This window comes from Peptoanaerobacter stomatis (assembly GCF_000238095.2).
GTDB lineage: Bacteria > Bacillota > Clostridia > Peptostreptococcales > Filifactoraceae > Peptoanaerobacter > Peptoanaerobacter stomatis_A.
The window spans coordinates 1,598,419-1,618,922 of sequence record NZ_JH815225.1; the positions used below are offsets into that span (position 1 = coordinate 1,598,419).

Annotated in this window: 15 protein-coding genes; all 15 read right to left on the reverse strand. The window is 28.0% G+C overall.

Translation table 11 applies throughout. From position 1 onward, the window contains the following. Nucleotides 1–612: 612 nt before the first annotated feature. The gene (locus HMPREF9630_RS07025) at nt 613–1,458 is read right to left on the reverse strand and encodes a hypothetical protein (RefSeq protein WP_009527809.1); all 846 of its coding nucleotides are present in this window, start codon (nt 1,456–1,458) and stop codon (nt 613–615) included. Between the two features lie 274 nt (nt 1,459–1,732). Then, complete coding sequence (locus tag HMPREF9630_RS07030) at nt 1,733–2,497, reverse strand: SigB/SigF/SigG family RNA polymerase sigma factor (RefSeq protein ID WP_009527810.1); 765 nt, start codon at nt 2,495–2,497, stop codon at nt 1,733–1,735. 41 nt (nt 2,498–2,538) lie between these two features. After that, nucleotides 2,539–2,973, reverse strand: a complete 435-nt coding sequence (locus HMPREF9630_RS07035) for an ATP-binding protein (RefSeq protein ID WP_009527811.1) — start codon at nt 2,971–2,973, stop codon at nt 2,539–2,541. 2 nt (nt 2,974–2,975) lie between these two features. Beyond that, on the reverse strand, nt 2,976–3,293 hold the full coding sequence (locus tag HMPREF9630_RS07040; RefSeq protein WP_009527812.1) for an STAS domain-containing protein: 318 nt from the start codon (nt 3,291–3,293) through the stop codon (nt 2,976–2,978). A 3-nt stretch (nt 3,294–3,296) separates the two neighbouring features. Next, nucleotides 3,297–3,590, reverse strand: a complete 294-nt coding sequence (locus HMPREF9630_RS07045) for a DUF948 domain-containing protein (RefSeq protein WP_009527813.1) — start codon at nt 3,588–3,590, stop codon at nt 3,297–3,299. A gap of 71 nt (nt 3,591–3,661) precedes the next feature. Beyond that, nucleotides 3,662–3,937 (reverse strand): YtxH domain-containing protein, encoded by a 276-nt coding sequence (locus HMPREF9630_RS07050; RefSeq protein WP_009526428.1) that lies wholly within the window; start codon nt 3,935–3,937, stop codon nt 3,662–3,664. 240 nt (nt 3,938–4,177) lie between these two features. After that, a complete protein-coding gene (gyrA, locus tag HMPREF9630_RS07055) occupies nt 4,178–6,631 on the reverse strand; it encodes a DNA gyrase subunit A (protein ID WP_009527814.1) in 2,454 nt (817 codons plus the stop codon). A gap of 338 nt (nt 6,632–6,969) precedes the next feature. Continuing rightward, nucleotides 6,970–8,892, reverse strand: a complete 1,923-nt coding sequence (gyrB, locus tag HMPREF9630_RS07060) for a DNA topoisomerase (ATP-hydrolyzing) subunit B (RefSeq protein ID WP_176662123.1) — start codon at nt 8,890–8,892, stop codon at nt 6,970–6,972. Between the two features lie 506 nt (nt 8,893–9,398). Further along, a complete protein-coding gene (locus tag HMPREF9630_RS07065; protein WP_009527816.1) occupies nt 9,399–10,088 on the reverse strand; it encodes a GTP pyrophosphokinase in 690 nt (229 codons plus the stop codon). A 499-nt stretch (nt 10,089–10,587) separates the two neighbouring features. Next, nucleotides 10,588–11,058, reverse strand: a complete 471-nt coding sequence (tnpA, locus tag HMPREF9630_RS07070; RefSeq protein ID WP_009527817.1) for an IS200/IS605 family transposase — start codon at nt 11,056–11,058, stop codon at nt 10,588–10,590. 281 nt (nt 11,059–11,339) lie between these two features. Beyond that, nucleotides 11,340–13,328, reverse strand: coding sequence for a methyl-accepting chemotaxis protein (locus tag HMPREF9630_RS07075; protein ID WP_009527818.1), 1,989 nt, complete (start codon nt 13,326–13,328; stop codon nt 11,340–11,342). 607 nt (nt 13,329–13,935) lie between these two features. Beyond that, complete coding sequence (locus HMPREF9630_RS07080) at nt 13,936–15,924, reverse strand: methyl-accepting chemotaxis protein (protein ID WP_009527819.1); 1,989 nt, start codon at nt 15,922–15,924, stop codon at nt 13,936–13,938. 253 nt (nt 15,925–16,177) lie between these two features. Next, nucleotides 16,178–18,067, reverse strand: a complete 1,890-nt coding sequence (gene mnmG / locus HMPREF9630_RS07085) for a tRNA uridine-5-carboxymethylaminomethyl(34) synthesis enzyme MnmG (protein ID WP_009527820.1) — start codon at nt 18,065–18,067, stop codon at nt 16,178–16,180. A gap of 771 nt (nt 18,068–18,838) precedes the next feature. After that, entirely contained in the window at nt 18,839–19,366 is a 528-nt protein-coding gene (gene yfcE / locus HMPREF9630_RS07090; protein ID WP_009527821.1) for a phosphodiesterase, read from the reverse strand. An 18-nt stretch (nt 19,367–19,384) separates the two neighbouring features. Beyond that, nucleotides 19,385–20,485, reverse strand: a complete 1,101-nt coding sequence (gene dnaN / locus HMPREF9630_RS07095; protein WP_009527822.1) for a DNA polymerase III subunit beta — start codon at nt 20,483–20,485, stop codon at nt 19,385–19,387. Between the last annotated feature and the right edge of the window lie 19 nt (nt 20,486–20,504).

Sequence of the window (20,504 nt, forward strand, 5' to 3'; positions counted from 1 at the left end):
CTGTCAAGTACTTTTTTTTACTTTTTTTATTTTCTTTTTTTACTCTCTCACTGAGAGCTTTATCATATTATCATATTTACTTATGCTTAGTCAACAGTTTTTTTTATTTTTTTTCACTTTTTTTATTTTCTTGTCCTTTTTATTATTTTTATTGTTTTTTATCCTTTATTTGATTATATACTTTATTCTATTATTTTGTTTTTTCGTTCTGATTTTTAATTATACTATCTTATAATATTAGGTTTACAATATAAGTGCAACACTTAATAAAAAAATAATGACTTAGAAAATAAAAACTTGTATAATAGAGTTTTCGAAAACAAAAATATTTATTTGAAAAATTAATTATTATGTTTTTCTGTTATTTTATAATACCAATATTCAACCAAATAGATATCATGTTCAAATCCCTTAAAGTTATGCTTTTGAGCATATCTCTTTTGAAAGGTATTATATCTTATTTTTCTATTTTGTTTAGTTATTTTGTGGAAGTTTAGTATAAATATTTTAGTATTAATTAAAAAAGTAAGTTATATTTTAAGTTTTATACTAAAAAATACTTACGTTTAATTAAATAATAGTATACTTATCATATAACTTACTTTATATTTGTTATTTTAAATCTTTTGCTTCTTCTATTTCTTTTATATCGTTTATGCTTAATAGCTTAAATTGTCCGATTGATTTATAATTTATATTGTCTACTGTTTGTTTTACTTCATGTGTGACTTCTATTATTGAAAAGTCTTTTTTACTTATCTTATATGTCAGATTTACTTCTACATCATCTAATTTGTTCAATTCTATTCCTAAGCCGAACAATCCGTCTACCATATAAAACAAATCTCCATTTTTACCTTTATATGTGAAGTCGTATGTTGTATCTGTTTCTGTCATTTTAAATCTTTTATCTTGTGACAAATTTGTTGATAAACTGAAGGCTTTTACCATTCCTATATAACTGCTTTCTGTTTGAGGTTTCATATCTTGTCCTGTATATTCTTTCAGTCCTTTTTGATCACTGTCTAAGTATATTTTATTTTTTATCATATCTACATATGCTTTTGTTTTTACTCCGTCTATGTTTGTTTCGTCATACATTTTAGATACAGTTTTAAAGCCGTCTTTGTCTTTTTTATCTGAATATATTATCTTTGATGTTATATCTACATTATTACCTTTTCCAGTTTCTTTGCCTGCTGAATCTAATTGTGAGACTTTTACTTTATAATTTGCTGTTACTGATTTTAAATTTTCTAATGATTTTTTTAATTTGTCGAATACTTGTTGTTCTGTAAGTTTATTATTTTCTTTAGGAATTTTAACTTCTTCTTGTTTTTGTTGTGTAACTGTTGTTTTTGTTTGTCCTGTTGATGTTTTTGTTGTGGCATTACAAGCTGTAGAGTTAAACATCATTCCTAAACTTAATAAAACAGCTAATATTTTCTTATTTTTCATATTTTCCTCCAATTGTTTCACGTGAAACATTTTATATTAATGTTAATTTTATACTAATACTGAAATCTTATAGAGTAATGGAAATTTATAATAGTTAATGTTATATAATATACATAATTTTATTATATAGTAGTATAAAATCTATTTAAATTAAGATATGTTCAAATATATCTCATATTATACTATGTTTTTCATTAAATTAGTTTTAAATTAATGTTAATTTTTTGCAAAAAAATATCCTTATATTTTAAATAAGGATATTTTAAAAATCATATTATAATTGTCTTTCATATTCTTTTTTTAATTTTGCCAATATCTTTTTTTCCATCCTTGATACTGTCATCTGTGATACTTCTAATTCGTTTGCCACTACCATCTGTGTTTTATTTTCAAAATATCTGTCTATTATTATTTTTCTTTCTACTTCTGTTAATTGACTCATCATGTGTTTAAAGAAGTCATTGTCTTCTATTTCTAAAAATCTCCTGTCATCTTCACCGATAAGTTCGTGTAATGCTACATCTTTTTCTTCTCCTTCATTATCGTATTTGATATCAAGGGATATTGGAGCATATGCGTGTGATGCATCCAAGGTTTCTATAACTTCTTCTTGTGTGCATCCCAATCTTTCGGCTATATCTGATATTTTAGGTACTTTATGTGTTTCTTGTTGTAACTCAATTTTTACTTGATTTACTCTTTTTGATAATTCTTGTATTCTTCTTGGTACTCTTATTGACCAACCTTTATCTCTAAAGTATTTTTTTATTTCGCCTATTATCGTTGGCGTTGCAAATGATGAAAATTCAAACCCTTTTGATATGTCATATCTTTCTATAGCAAATATCAATCCAAGTGATGCTACTTGATATATGTCTTCATATTCTATACCTTTATTTATATATTTTTTTGACAGTATCTCAGCTATATATAGATTTCTCTTAATTAATTCGTTTCTTATTTCTATATTTTTGTCACTGCTATAAATAGAAAACAATTCTTTATCGTCATAATGGTCATATTTATTAATAATGCTCATAGTATTTTCCTTTGACTCCTTTCTTTAGGGAGTATCTTGCATTATCTACCATCTCCTAAGAATTTAACCATTTTTATTTCGCTTCCAATACCTATTTGAGATTTAAGCTCTACTTCGTCCATTAAAGTTTTAATTATGAATATTCCAAGTCCTCCTTCTTTAGGATTGCTAAGATCCGGACTTCCTACTTCTTCAACTTTATATCCTTTGCCTGTATCTCTTATTTGTATTTGCAGCTTATTTTCAAATACATCTATATTTATGTCAAACTTTTCATCCAAGCCATGCTTTATAGCATTGGTGCATCCTTCTGCTACTGCTACTTTTATATCTTCTATTTCTTCTATATTGAATCCCATTCTATTTGCTATTGCAGATACCGTAAGTCTTACAACTCCAACATATTCAGCTTTGCAAGGAAGAGACATATTAACTTTGTCTATACTCTTCATATAATCGGAATTTTGATTTGACAAATTTATCCCTCCAATTTAAATATTTTATCTAATCCTGTAATTGTGAATATTTTTTTTACATTTGCTTTAGTATTTAATATATATATATCCTTTTCTTTTTGTTTTAATCTTTTTAATACACCTACTAAAATTCCAAGTCCTGTGGAGTCTATATATTCCAAATTCTGCATATTTATTACGACATCTTTTATATTTTCTTCGTTTATCACGCTTAGGGATTCTTTCAATTTTGTAGCTGTGTATATATCAATTTCTCCTTCTAATGCTACATTCCACTTATCATCTGTTTTATTAAAATTAACATCTACATTTAAAGACACTTGCTAATTCCTCCCTTTCTGTCTATTTTTTCTCATTTGTGCTATCGACATCGCTCCTTTTGCTGCTGCCGAAAAAGCTGTTGCTCTTGATACACCTGATACAACTCCTGATAATGAATTTACAGATGTAAGTATGCCTGAACTTGATATTATCAATTCTTCTATTTCTCTTGAATTTCTGATAATTATTCTATTTACTTCTTTGATTGTGTCACTGGCATTTTTTAATACCATTCCCAAGTATACGCTGAAAAATAAAAATCCTACACCTATGAGTAATATTCCTACTTCCCACATACGCTCCTCCTTTAAAACTCCAAGTTTTGCAAGTTTTTGTTAAACATATAGAATTTGTAATTTATATAAAATTATACGTCAAATTCTCTTTCAAACACGCTTTCTTCTTCTACATCTTGTATTGATGCACCTGTATATAATGTTATTGTATCTTTTATTGTGTCCTTTACTCCGTCTATGTCGTAACGTGCGTCACTTGCTCTTTTTTTAATTGTTTTTTTTGTATCGTCGGCTTTTTCACTAAGTTCCACTCTAAGTTCTTTACCGCTTTTTGGAGCTATTAAAACTCCAATTATAACACCAAAAAATAATCCGAATACAAATGTTAAAAACGGGCATCTTCTCATAGCTGTTCTCCTTTACTTAAATTTGTTTCAAAATGTATTTTTATTATTGTATTTTTTATTACAAAGTTATTATACAATATTTTATTTGAATTCTCCATTTTTTTATTTTACTATAAAACTGTTACTACATTGCAAAAAATGTTTAAAAGCAATTTATTATTTTTTATCATAATAACTTAAAATAAATGACTTTACATTATTTTTTTACTGAAAATATCAAAATAAATATCATGAATAAAATTATTCGTCTTCGCCATCATCATTAGCTATTATTTCTATTGCTGATATTATGTCATTTTCTGTGCTTCTCATAACTTTCACACCGCTTGTATCTCTTGACAATACTGATATTTCAGATACTTCTGTTCTTATCAACGTTCCATCTGAATTTATTATCATAACTTCGTCTTTTTCGTCTACTACTTTTGCATCTGCAATATTTCCTGTTTTTTCTGTGATTTTGTAAGTTTTTAAACCTACTCCACCTCTTGATTGAACTTTATATTTATTTATATCAGTTCTTTTACCGTATCCTTTTTCAGATATTATTAAGAGTTGCTTATCTTGTGATGCTATCTCTACAGATACCACTTCATCATCACCTTTGAGCTTGATACCTCTTACTCCTCTTGCTTGTCTTCCCATAGGGCGTATCTGCTTATCTTCAAACATTATAGCCATACCTTTTTTAGTTATTATGATAAATTGAGAATTATCTTGTGTCAACAATGAATTTACAAGCTCATCTCCTTCATCCAAACTTATTGCTATAAGTCCTTGTCGCTTGCTCTTGGTGAATTCAGATACTTTTGTTTTCTTTATAACACCTTTTTTAGTACACATAACAAGATAATTATTGTCTTGATCTGCTTTTGTAGTTATTATACTTGTTATGCTCTCACCTTTTTCGAGCGGTAACAAGTTTATAACATTTGTTCCCTTTGCAGTTCTTGATACTTGTGGTACTTCATAGGCATTAAGCGTATATATTTTACCTAAAGTTGTTATAAATAGAAGTTTTTCGTGATTTGAAGTTATTATCAATTTTTCAACAAAGTCTTCTTCTTTTGTAGTCATTGATGCTATACCTTTACCGCCTCTTTTTTGAGCCTTATAAGTGTCTACCGGCAATCTTTTTATATAACCTTGATGAGTAAGTGTTATTGTAACATCTTCATTCGGTATAGTATCTTTTATATCTATTTCTTCTTGTTTTGCTATTATCTGTGTTCTTCTTGCATCCTTATATTTGTCTCTTATTTCTATCATTTCTTCTTTGATTATAGATAACAACTTTTCTTCACTTGCCAATATTGAATTGTAATATTCTATCTTTTTATTTAATTCCAATTTTTCTTCTTCAAGCTTTTCTTTTTCCAAACCTTGAAGTCTTCTCAGTCTCATATCCAATATTGCTGTTGCTTGGACTTCAGATAAGTCAAATCTGCTCATCAATTTTTCTTGAGCATCTGAATATGAATTTCTTATTATATTTATTACTTCATCTATATTATCTATTGCTATTAATAATCCTAATAATAAATGAAGTCTTTCTTCAGCTTTGTTTAAATCAAACTTTGTTCTTCTTGTTACAACTTCCTTTTGATAATTTATATAGTATTTGAGTATGTCCACAAGATTCAGTATCTTAGGCTCTCCATCTACTATTGATAATAAAATCATAGAATATACTTCTTGAAGTTGAGAATGTTTATATAAATTATTTAAAACTATTGTAGGGTTCACATCTCTTCTTGTTTCTACTACAATTTTTATACCTGTTTTTTTGCTTGATTCATCTCTTAAATCTGTTATTCCTTCTATTTTTTTATCTCTTACAAGCTGTCCAATTTTTTCTACCAAAGTTGCTTTATTAACTTGATAAGGTATTTGTCTTATTATTATTTCAGATTTTCCATTAGGTAATTCTTCTATCTCTGATTTTGCTCTTACTACTACTTTTCCTCTGCCTGTTTCATATGCTTTTCTTATTGCATCTTTTCCCATAATAACTGCGCCGGTTGGAAAATCAGGACCTTTTATATGCTGCATTACATCATCCAATGTAGCTTCTTTATCATCTATAAGAGTTATAGTACCATTTATGACTTCTTTTAGATTGTGAGGAGGTATTGATGTTGCCATACCTACTGCTATACCGTTTGATCCGTTTACAAGTAAATTCGGAAATCTTGACGGCAATACTACAGGTTCTTGTTTTTTCTCATCAAAATTAGGTCTGAAATCTACAGTATCCTTGTTCAAATCTCTAAGCATTTCTGATGAAATTTTATTCATCTTTGCTTCAGTATATCTGTATGCAGCAGGCGGATCTCCGTCTAATGTACCGAAGTTACCCTTTCCTTCGACAAGCATATATCTCATAGAAAAATCCTGAGCCATTCTTACCATCGCATCATATATAGAAGAATCTCCATGCGGATGATAATATGCCATAGTATGTCCTACTACATTGGCTGATTTATGAAACGGCTTATCAGGAGTAAGTCCAAGTTCACTCATAGAATAAAGTATTCTTCTGTGAACAGGTTTTAAACCGTCTCTTATATCAGGAAGAGCACGACCTATAATAACGCTCATAGAATAATCTATATAGCATTTTTCCATTTGTTTTTTCAGGTCTACATCTTCTATCTTACCGTGTATATCATCTATTTGTATATCGTCGCTCATTTTATCTCCTTGTTATATAAAATAAGTATTTCATATAGATTTTTTTAATATAATGATCAAATATGTTTTGCTAAAAGCAATTTTGTATAAACATCTTCAAAAAATATATTTCACAAAACAATTTAAACATATCTTAATTTAAAGTATTACTGTCATCTGATTAAACAATGGATAATTATTTTTAAATTCACAAAAAAATAATATATATTTATAAGATGATAATATCCATATTTAAAACAGATGTCAGTATTAAATAATTTATTTCATAAGCAAATTCATGTAAAATTCAAAAAATTAATAATAAATTGATTTTTAAATCAAAAAACTGATATTCAAAATTATATATCCAAATTTTCTACATATCTGGCATTTTGTTGTATAAAATCACGTCTTGGTTCTACCTTATCTCCCATTAATACACTAAAAATTTCATCAGCCTCTGCCGCATCTTCCAAATTAACTTTTAACAACACTCTGTTCTTAGGATCCATTGTAGTATCTCCAAGTTCCTCTGCGTCCATTTCTCCAAGACCTTTGTTTCTGCTGACAAGCACTCTTTCTCTACCTATCTCATTCAATTTTTGTTCCAATTCTTCAGGAGAATAAGCATAGAAAGTTTTCTTACCTTTTTCTATTGAAAATAATGGCGGTTGAGCTATATACACATATCCGTTTTCTATAAGAGGACGCATATATCTGAAAAAGAATGTGAGTATAAGTGTCCTTATATGTGCACCGTCAACATCGGCATCCGACATTATTATTATCTTATGATATCTCAATTTGCTCTCATCATATTCAGAGCCTATTCCACATCCGAAAGCGGTAATCATATTTTTTATAGTATCTGATTGTAGAGCTTTGTCCAATCTTGATTTTTCAACATTCAATATCTTACCTCTAAGTGGTAATATAGCTTGATTTTGTGAATTTCTACCCTCTTTTGCAGAACCGCCTGCTGAATCCCCTTCGACTATAAATATTTCTGATTTTGAAGGATCTTTTTCTCTGCAATCAGCCAATTTTCCAGGCAAAGAAGTACTTTCCAATATACCTTTTCTTCTTGTCAAATCTCTGGCTCTTTTAGCAGCTTGTCTTGCACGCTGTGAGCGCATACATTTTTCCATTATTATTCTTGCACAAGCAGGATTTTCCTCTAAAAATATATTTATTTCTTCAACCGTAACTTGTTCAACAGAAGAACGTATTTGAGGATTGCCCAGCTTTGTTTTTGTTTGACCTTCATATTGAGGATCAGGCAATTTTACTGATATTATTGCAGTCAAACCCTCTCTAATATCTTCACCTGTAAAATTTTCATCTTTTTCTTTCAAATAGTTATTTTTTCTTGCATAATCATTTATAACTCTTGTAAGAGCTGATTTAAAACCTATAAGGTGCATACCACCTTCAACTGTATTAATATTATTAGCAAATGAATATATATTTTCGCTATAAGCATCAGTATACTGCATAGCTATCTCTATATCATAAGTACCGTCAATTTTATCAAAATATATAACATCTTCATGAAGCGGTTCTTTTGACTTGTTCATAGACTTAACATATTCAATTATACCGCCTGTATAATGATAAGTCTTAGATATTTTATCAGAAGTTCTGTTGTCTTCAAGTGTAATTGATATACCCTTATTAAGAAAAGCAAGCTCTCTTAATCTATGCTCCAATGTTTCAAAACTGTATATAGTTTCATCAAATATTTTTTCATCAGGCAAAAAACTTATACAAGTACCTGTTTCCTCCAAAGGACAAGTACCAATCTGCTTAATATCTGTAACTGCATTTCCATATTCAAATTCTTGTTTATATATTTTACCCTCTTTTTTTACAACTGCAGTGAGCGATTTAGAAAGTGCATTTACAACAGACACACCGACTCCGTGCAAACCTCCTGATACTTTATATCCGCCTGCACCGAATTTACCACCGGCGTGTAATACTGTAAGCACTGTCTCCAAAGTAGACTTTCCTGTTTTTGGATGTACTTCTACAGGTATACCTCTACCATTATCTATTACTGTAATTCCATTATTTACATCTATCGAAACATAAATTTTGTCACAAAAACCTGCAAGAGCCTCATCTATAGCATTATCAACAACTTCATATACAAGGTGATGAAGTCCTTTACTGCCTGTAGAGCCTATATACATACCTGGTCTTTTTCTTACAGGTTCAAGACCTTCAAGTACCTGTATCTGCTCAGCTCCATATGCAGTTTGATTTATATCATTATCCATCAAAAACAATACATCCTTTCAAATTTATTCTCAACAAATCATTTAAGATTATGATTATTTTTCATAAAATCAATATATAAAAAAATATATTTTTACAAAATAATAATGTCTTATCACTTCCTTAACTTATATATTATACCATAAAATACATAAAATTAGTATGATTTTTTATTACAGCTAACACTAAACACTATTAAAAATACATTATAATTACACATCTAAAATTTTAAAAATAATAGATTATATAAAGTTTATAGATTTTATACTTTGTAATAGTGTTTAGTATAAAATTACACAAGTTTATATTACTATCTAATAAAATTATAGACAGATAACATAATTATACAGCATTAATATAAATGTTTTATTTTAAAAATTAATGATAGATAATCAAGTTAAGTATAACACTTTTATAAAACTACTTATAAATTTTCATAATTCTAATAAGATTTTAGTATTAACATAAAAAAAGTGGAACCAAGTTCCACTTTTTGCTGAAATATTTTTTAAAAATAAGTATTATCTTCGCTTATATCAAGTTTTTCTATTTTTTTTCTGATTTTAAGCATATGCTCATCTATCTGATATATTTTATCTGCACATTTTTTCAATTCTTTTATAATTTCAGGTGCTTCTTTCATAGTCTTTTTATATTTCATTTGATGCTCCAATGATGCCCAAAAGTCCATAGCTATTGTTCTTATCTGTAATTCCAATTTTATACATTCTTTTTTTTGAGAAAGATATATCGGTATCTCTACTATTAAATGAAGTGAACTATATCCATTAGGCTTTGGATTTTTTATATAATCTTTAACTTCTATTATCTTTATGTCATCTTGTAACTCAAGCATCTCTGCTATATCATATATATCGTCTACAAAACTGCAAACTACTCTGATACCGGCTACATCTGTAAGATTTTCTCTTATTGATTGGGTACTTATTTCCAATCCTCTTCGTCTTAATTTTTGTGCTATACTTGAAGGCTTTTTGAGCCTGCTCTTTACAAATTGTATAGGATTACGCTGATTTTTTATAGATATATCATCATTTAACACTTCCAATTTCGTTCTTACTTCTCTTATTGCCGACTTGTAATATAACATCAACTCTTTAAACTCATTAAGATGTATCAATATTTCTTCCGGATCTTGTGATATAACAGAAATTATTTTTTTATCAAACTCTTGCATATTTACCTCCACTAACTGAGTGTAAGCATTCTAAATTTTACATTTTAATTATACTATTTATATTTTTTTTGTCAATTATAAGCTAATATTAATTGAACTTTTTATATTTTATACTAAACACTAATCAAAACTGTATTAGATTATACTCTTAATAATTTATATTTTTTAAAACAATAAATTATATATTTTTTTGTAATAATGTTTAATATTATAAATATAAAATTAAGATAAATAATAATATAGTCTTAAAATTCATTTAAATTAGTTTTAAGAGTATTTTTATTTTTATAATATAATTCATCTATTTTTTTATAAACTCTTCTTAAATCAAAAATTAAAGGCTATGTTTTTTTACAATAATTATAAAAATCATAACCACCAGTTGAACTGGTGGTTTGCACTAGCCCTATAAGGGCATATTACTTACAACCTCTCAAGAGGTACTGAATAAGTCCGTCAACCGTATAATATTTTCAGGCTACTGCTAAAGCAGCTTTTTTTATGCCTTTGTATTCTTGCTACCCGTAAACGGGTCAATATATTCTTTGAATGATATTTGGTCATTCATTATATCTTCTTGTAGTTGATTTTTTATATATTTTTCTATCGCTTTCTTATTTCTTCCTACTGTATCTACATAATATCCTCTGCACCAAAAATGTCTATTTCCATATTTATATTTTAAATTTGCATGCCTATCAAATATCATTAAACTACTTTTTCCTTTTAAATATCCCATAAATTGTGACACACTTATACTTGGGGGTATACTAACTAACATATGAATGTGGTCTGGACATGCTTGGGCTTGTATTATTTCTACTCCTTTTTGTTCACATAACTTTCTTAATATTTTTCCTATATCACTTTTTATTTTTGCATATATTTCTTTTCTTCTAAATTTTGGAGCAAATACTATATGATACTGGCATCTCCACTTAGAATGTGATAAACTATTTATGTCTTTCATTAGACTTTCCTCCTTTTGCTTTTTATTATAGGTTGGCGGACCTATACTTATTATAGCAAAAGGAGGCTACTTTTATCTAAAGAATTTTATTCCCCCAGTTGAACTGGGGGTTTATTTTCGCTAAAGCTACAATAAAAATGGCTATTATCAAATTTAATTGAAAATAGCCATTTTTATTTCAAATATTCATATTAATATAAAATACAACTAAATTTATTTAATAAAATAAATATATTATAATGATTTTTATTGTAGTTAAATTAATTTATATGTTAAAATTTTTAAAGATTAAATTTAGCTACCATCTCGCTCATCTCTTGTGCCATATCTGCTAAGTGTGCACTTGATGCTGCTATCTCTTCAGATGATGCTGTCTGTTCTTCTACTGTCTCTGATGTCTCTTGTACTGATGCTGCATTTTCTTCTGATAGGGCTGATAGACTTTCTATTATTCCCATCAGACTTTCTTTTGTCTTTTCTAATTCTTTTCCTGACTCATTTAATTTCTCTACTGCTTCTTTATTGTTGTCTAATTCTTTTGATATTATGTTGAATTGTTCTCTTGTGTCTTCTACTTTTACTGATTGCTGCTCTACTATCTTTCCTACTTTCTCCATTGTCTCTACTGCTTGTCCTGTCTTTTCTGTAAGCTCTGATACTATCTCTTTTATTTCTTCTGTGAATGTGTTTGATTGTTCTGCTAATTTCCTTATTTCTTCTGCTACTACTGCAAATCCTCTCCCTGCTTCTCCGGCTCTTGCTGCTTCTATTGCTGCGTTTAGGGCTAACAGATTTGTTTGGTCTGATATTGATTTTATCATGTCGCTTGCTGATTCTATTTTTATTGCGCTTTCGTTTGTGTTTTGGATTACTTGCGCTACTCCTCCTGCTGCTGTTTGTGATTCTTCTGTTGCTTTTATTAATCCTCTTAGGGCTGTCATTCCGTTTTCTTTTGCTTCGTATACTTGTTTTGTTGTTTGGTTTAGTTTTTCTATTATTTCTTCTGTTTGTTTTAGGGCTTTTTCCATTACTTCCATGGATTCTGCTCCTCTTTGCATGTCTTCTGCTTGGGTCATTGCTCCTTGGGATATGTCGTTTATTGCTCTTGATATTTGTTCTGCTCCTTGGGCTGATTGTTCACTTGTTGCTGTTAATTCTTCTGATGAGGCTGATACTTGACTTGCCAAATCGTTTACGTTTGTCATTATTTCTTTCATTGTTGTTTTTACTTGTATTAAGGCTCTTGATATTATTCCTATTTCGTCTTTATTTTTTGAGTATATTACTGAGGCTGATTTTTCTGTTAGGGTTAAATCGTACTCTGCCATTCCTTTTACGCATTCGCTTAGTTTTATTATTGGTATTGTTATTGAGTTTGCTACTAAGTATATTACTGCTATTACTATTATCAGTGATATTATGCTTATTAATAGCATAAATTTACCTAATGTTGATGAGCCTTCTAATACTTCTGCTTTTGGTACTGATAGGGCTAATACCCAACTTGTGTTTTTTATCGGGTATGTGAAATAAAATCTTTGCACTCCTCCTACTTTTGCCTCAAAAAAGTCTGATTCGGTGTCTAAAAATTTATCCATAAATGGTTGTAATGCTCCGTTTTCTACTGTTGCTATATTGTCTGTAAGTGTGTATTTTGAGTGCACCATAAAGTTTCCGTCTCCGTCTAACAAGAATGCTGCTCCTGTGTCTTTTATCTTTATGCTGTTTACCATTTCCACTAATTCTTTTGTTGATATGTCTGTCGCTACAATTCCTTTTAATTTACCGTCTGATTTTACTTGTTTGCTTATAGATACTATCAATGCATTATCAGTTGCATTTAAATACGGTTTTGAGATTGCAATTATATCATTTGCAATTGCATTTTTATACCATTCTCTTGTCTTATGGTCAAATGATGCATCAGGCACCCAATCAGTTCCGTCCAAATATTCTCCATTTTCAAAACCCATAAAAAAACCTAATGTATTAGGAATACTTTTTGAATAATGCCTCAAAGTATCTAATATTCTTTCATTAGAGTTTGTTTCATTAGCTAATTGCAATGCTATGATATCTACATATGCTGTATTTTTTGACATTATACTTTCTATATCCGAGCCATATTTTTCTGCTGTCATTTTCATTGAATTTTTTGATTCGTTAACTAATAAACTGTCTGAATATTTGTATGATATAACTGAAAGTATCAATAATACAAATAATACAGGCAATCCTATGAATGCCAACATTTTACTTCTTAACTTCATATAAACTCTCCCATCATTTTTATATTTTATGTATATTTTTTTGTAAAATATATTTGAAATTATACATATGACATACTATATTTACCATATATAGTATCTGTTAAACTTAAAAATACAAATTAAATTTCAATTTATAAAATAATATTTATAGAAATAAAAATTAATAATTTAGTGTTGCACTTATATTGTAAAGCTAAAATATAAAAATATCTATATTCACACTAAATTTAAATAAATAGGTAATAATAAATAAAAAATACATTCAATTTAGCATTTTTATTATAACACAATTTAATAATAATATTCAACCAAATAGATAATATGTTCAAATCCATTAAAGTTATACTTTTGAGGATATTTTTTTGAAAGGGATTATATATTATTTTTCTCTTTTGAACTATTGTTTTATATAAGTTTAATATAATCAGGAAATAGTATTAATCATATAAAAGTATAATGTATAAAAAAAGACAGATACTTAATTAAAAACATCTGTCTTTTTTAATATATAACAAAATTATTATCCTGTCTTATTTTCATCTTATTATTTTATGTCAGTTATATATTTATCTAATCTGTAAATATTATATTTTGAATTTAAAAGTTTTTATACTTCAAATTTTGCTACCATTGAACTTAAATCTTGTGCCATTTCTGCTAAATGTGAACTTGCTTGTGCTATTTCTTGTGCTGAGGCTGTTTGCTCTTGTATGCTTGCTGTTGTTTCTTGCGCTGAGGCGGCATTTTGTTGTGATAAAGCTGACAGATTTTCTATAATTCTAAGCAATGATTCTTTAGTATTTTCCAAATCTTTACCTGATTTATTCAAATTTTCTACTGATTGTATATTTTTATTCAATTCTAATGAGATTCTGTCAAATTGTTTTTTAGTATTTTCAACTTTATCTGTTTGATTATACATTATTTCTCCTACTTCATCCATTATTTTAACGGCTTCTTCTGTTTTTGAAGTAAGGTTTGACACTATAACTTTTATCTCTTCTGTAAATGTATTTGACTGTTCTGCCAATTTTCTTATTTCTTCAGCAACTACCGCAAATCCTCTTCCTGCCTCTCCTGCTCTTGCTGCTTCTATTGCTGCATTTAATGCAAGAAGATTTGTTTGATCAGCTATTGATTTTATCATATCACTTGCTGATGATATCTGCTTTGCACTTTCATTTGTATTTTTTATAACTTTACTTACTTCTATTGATGATTCCTTAGATTTTTCTGATGCCTGTATCAGTTCATTTACTGAAATCATTCCTTTTTCTCTTGCTTCAAATACTCCTCTTGATGTAGAATTTAAATTTTCTATTATTTTTTCATTTTCTTCAACTACATTTTGCATAACTGACATAGCTTCTTGACCTTTTTGCATATCTTCAGCTTGAGTCATAGCGCCTTGTGATATTTCTTCAATAGTCTTTGATAATTGTTCAGCAGTATATGCCGATTGTTGACTTGAAGCTGTAAGTTCTTCAGATGATGCTGCAACTTTAGCTGATACTTCATTTACACCCTTCATTACATCCTTCATCATATTTTTTAATTGTAATACAGCTCTTGCTATTACACCTATTTCATCTTTTCTTTTTGAATATACATATGAAGGAGATGTACTATCTAAAGTAAAATCATATTCAGACATTTTTTGTATATATAAACTTAATTTTGTAATAGGTTTTGTTATAGATATTGATACAAAATATATAATTGCTGAAATCATTAATAATGAAACCATTCCCAATATCAACATAAATTTTGCAAGTTTATTTGAGTGTGCAAGAACTTCTTTTTTAGGAACATCAAGCATTAAAACCAAACTTGTACCTTTTATAGGATATGTGAAATAAAATTTTTCCACTCCATTTACTTTTGTTTCAAAAAATTCTTTTTCTCCTGTTGCAAATTTATCTGCAAACTCTCTAAATATACCATTTTCAATTTCTTTTACATTGTCTCCGAATTTAAATTTAGGATGAACAACTATATTTCCATCTCTATCGTATAATGTAGCTTTTCCTGTATCTTTTATAGTTATTCCTTCTATCAATGCAACCAAATCTTTCATAGAAATATCTATAGATAAAACAGCTAAAAGAGAATTATTTGACTTTATGCTTTTACTTAATGTAATAGCTAAAAGATTATCAGATATATTAATATAAGGTTTGGATATAGCTACACCATCTGTACTTGAAGCATCTTTGTACCAGCCTCTTTGTGTAGGATCATAGCTTGAATCAGGTATCCAACCTGCACCGTCTAAAAATTTCTTATTTGGAAAACCTATATAAATTGAATTTATTTCATCAAATGTAGTTGTAAAACTGTTTAAATCTTTTAACAACATATCATCTTTAGGCATATCATTTGAATATTTCAATGTAAGTGATTCCAAATATGAACTGTTTTTTAATAATTTTTTTTCAATTTTTTCACCATATTTTTCTGCCATCTCATCCATTGCATTTTTTTCTTCATTTATCAGTACATTATTAGCGTAAAAATATGATATTGCTGATAATAAAAATATTACCAATAACACCGGTAATCCTATAAAAGTAAGCATTTTTTGTTTAAGATTCATTTTTAATCTCCTTTATTATGAAATAATGAATGTATGCAAAACATATAAACTTAAATGCTGTTGTACAATATACTATATATTATTTTTTTAAAATTCAGTTTTGCATATATTAACATAAAATAAAAATAATTAGAATTAAAAAAATTAAGAAAAATATATTTCTTAAAATTAAAGGATATGAAAAATTAAAATGATAAAATTTAACAAATCTTAATACCAAAATTTATTTACTAAAAACAGAAAAATAATAGTTTTATAAATCTTTTTTATCCCTCATAGATTGAAGATATATTAGTAATACTGATATATCTGATGGAGATACTCCTGATATTCTTGATGCTTGCCCGATATTTATCGGTTTTATCTTGTTTAATTTTTGTCTTGCTTCCAATCTTAAGCCTTTTATGTTTTCATAGTCAAGCTTGTCTGAAAGTTTTTTATTTTCTAATTTTACAAAATTTTCTACTTGTAATTTTTGCTTTTTAATATATCCTTCGTATTTAGACTCTATTTCACATCTTTTTTTTACCTCCTCACTCAACAACTTATTTCCCAAATTCATTTCTTCCAATAGTGTATATGTTACTTTAGGTCTTTTTAAAAGCTCATAAAGACTTATTTGACCTAATAAATCACTCTCACCTACAGATGATAATTTTTCATTTATTTCATCAGGTTTAACTTTTTGAGTTTTCAATCTCTGCAATTCTTCATCTATATCTTTATATTTTTGGATAAATTTATTATATCTTTTATCGTCAACCAATCCGTAATATCTTCCAAATTCGGTCAATCTTTCATCTGCATTGTCCTGTCTTAAAAGTAATCTATATTCAGCTCTTGAAGTCATTATTCTATATGGTTCATTAGTTCCTTTTGTTACCAAATCGTCTATCAGAACTCCTATATAGCTGTTGTCTCTTGTGAGTATAAATTCATTTTTTCCCTGAATTTTTGCAGATGCATTTATACCTGCTACCAAACCTTGTGCAGCGGCTTCTTCATAACCGCTTGTAGAGTTCATCTGACCTGCAAAATAAAGCCCTTGAATTTTTTTTGTTTCAAGTGTGGGTTTTAATATAAGAGGATCTATACAATCATATTCTATGGCATATGCAGGACGCATCATCTTACAATTTTCAAGTCCCGCAACTGTTTGATACATCTCAAGCTGTATTTCATAGGCTAATGATGAAGAAAATCCTTGTATATAATATTCTTTAGTATCCATCCCTTCAGGCTCAACAAAAAATTGATGAGAAGTCTTGTCTGCAAATCTTGTGACTTTATCTTCTATAGAAGGACAATATCTCGCCCCTGCCACTGCATCCATATCTCCTCTAAAAAGTGATGAACGTTTCAAATTATTTTTTATTATCTCATGAGTTTTATCGTTAGTTCTTGTTAAATAACAACTTACTTTGTTTGTGCCTATATCTTCGCCTTCATTTAAAAATGACATCGGCACTATTTTTTCATCTCCGTCTTGAATACTCATCTTACTGAAATCTATTGAATCTTTGTGTATTCTTGCAGGTGTACCTGTTTTAAATTTTCTAAGCTCTATACCTAATTTTTCTATACTTTCACTTAAACCGTAAGCTCCGTTTAATCCAAGAGGACCTGATTTAAAATTTACTTCTCCTATATAGACCTTTGAATCCAAATATACTCCGGTACATATTATAACAGCTTTAGCAGTATATTTTGCTCCTAATTTTGTAACAACACCTGTTATTTTATTGTCATCAGATAAAAGTTCTATGACTTCATCCATTTTTATATCTAAATTTATTTGATCTTCTAAAGTTTTTTTCATATGAATGTGATATTGTTCTTTGTCAGACTGAACTCTTAAAGAGTGTACTGCAGGACCTTTTGAAGTATTAAGCATTCTGCTTTGTATAAAAGTGGCATCAGCACTTATACCCATTTGTCCGCCAAGTGCATCTAATTCTCTAACAAGATGCCCTTTACCTGTGCCTCCTATAGAAGGATTGCATGGTAGATATCCTATTGCCTCTAAAGAGAGTGTTATGACAAGAGTTTTTAGTCCCATCCTTGCTGATGCAAGTGAGGCCTCACAGCCTGCATGACCTGCTCCTACAACTATTACGTCATAATCTCCTGCGTTAAATATCATTAAATTGTCTCCTCAATAAATTATAATTTATCGAAATTTGTCCTAAAACTGTACATTTACATCGTTAGACTTAATATATCTTTCACTTATATGTAGTTTCAACACACACATTTTAGATATATTTGTCCGTCTTGCTCCATATGTTTTATAGAACAAATTTTACTCAAACAGCAGTTAATGAAGTACTATAGTAATAAAAAATAATCAAAATATTTTTATAAATTACTATAATTTACATTATTTTAATACTAAGCTGTTTAGTTTTAATTCACCAAAAAATATCCTTTAATTTATATTCAAAAATATAGTATAAATTTTAATTTAAACTTTGGATAAATATACAGGTAAACTAAAGAGCGTACTTATTGTACATAACTAAGACTTGATATGAAGTCTAACGAAATTAGGTAAAGCTATAAATTAAAATTTATATCTTCAATGAACAAAAAATCATATTATGAAATATTTAATATAATACTAATATGCTAATATTTTCGTGAAGATTATACCCATATTTTTTTAAAATAAACAAGATAATATTTTTGCAAATATTATCTTTAAAAGTAATAACAAATTTATTTAAAATTATGATTTAAAAGTAAAAGTTTTATTTGAAAAATTAGTACTTTTTTTAAAGATTATTCTGTCTTATTTAATATATAATAAGTATAAAGTCTTTTATAAAAATATAAAATATATTTATACTATTATCTATTAAACATATATTTCTTTAATTATTTGAAAATATCTTAATTTTAATAGTATTTAGTATTAATAAAATATTTTCATTTGATCTAAAATTTCAAATGTTTCTAAATCATATAGTTTTAAAACATCATCTTCAAGATATGCAAAAGATTTTATAAAATCTCTCGGTCTTGAAGTTGAGCCCGGATTGAGCAGTATTAAATCTCCTACTTTTTCCATTTTTTTGACATGTGTATGACCGTATACCAATATTTGACATTTTGCATCAAGAGCTTTTTGTTTATAATGCTCTATAGAATGAACAAAACCGTGAGTTGCAAATATTTTCAAATTTCCGAACGTGAATATTTTCTCAAAATCATCAATACTCTTATTCATTAGCGTCATACCGTCAAAATAATCTCCGTTGCCCCTTACAAAATATATATTTGATAAAGTCTTTATATATTCTGTCAAAAAACAAGGTGAGTTGTAGCCATAAGACAATACATCTCCTGTATGTATTATGGCATCATAATCTTTCATAAATGATACAGCTCTTTCAAGAGATTCTTCATCGCCATGTGTATCACTGACAAATCCAATTTTCATAAAAATCTCCTCATATAACTATCTTATTCTTACAGGTAACACTACATTTTTGTAATCTTCATTGCTTTCAGGAGTTATTGTGCATGGACTTACACTGTTTATTACATTCATAATCAAATATTCATCATCTATATATTTCATTGCATCCAATATATAATCACAGTTAAATGCTATTGTAAAGTTTTCTCCGTTCAACTCGATGTCAACTATTTCATTCGCATCTCCTATTTGATCATTTCTTGAGGTTATATTCATCATAAAATCTTTTGATTCAAATTTTATGAGTTTGTTATTTGATAAAAGCGATACTCTTTCCACTGCTGATTTTAAGTCGGACAATTTTATCTTCGCAGTTGAAGTAGGTGCCTGAGGTATTATAGATTCATAATCTAAAAAATTTCCTACTATAAGATTGCTTGTAATTGTTGTATTATCTATAATTATGCAGATATGCTTATCATCATATGAAAATTTTATACTTTCTTGAGAATCTTCTATTGTTTTAGCGATATCTATTAAAGTGTTACCTTTTAATATCAATTTTTTTTCATCAAATGACGATTCTTCAAATCTTTTCTTCATAAAGCTGAACCTGAAACCGTCTATTGAAAACATAACAAATTCATCTTTTTCTACTTTAAAAAAGTGTGACATATAAACCGGATTAGGATTGTTATTAGATATTGCATATCCTGTTTTTAAAACCAAATCTTTAAAATCTTGTGCATCAAGCCTTACAAATGTTCTTTCATCTATATATGCAGGCATTGGAAAATCATCACATTTTAAATATTTGATATTAAATTTTGAATTTTTACATCTGAGTTCAATAAAATCAGTATCTTCAATACTTTGAAAATGTATAGTGTCATTAGGCATTTTTCTTATTATATCAGAAATTATCTTAGCCTCTATTACTATCTTACCACCTTCATATACTTCGCAAGGTACACTTGTTTGTATACCTAATTCAAGGTTGTTTGTAGTAAGAACGAGATTGTTGTCTTCTATTTCAAAATATATACCTTTTAATATTTCCATAGTAGTTTTTGTAGATACAGCTTTTGCAACTATATTAATAGCTTTTGAAAGTTGCGTTTGATTTATTTTAAACTTCATAATATCCTCTTTCCGCTTT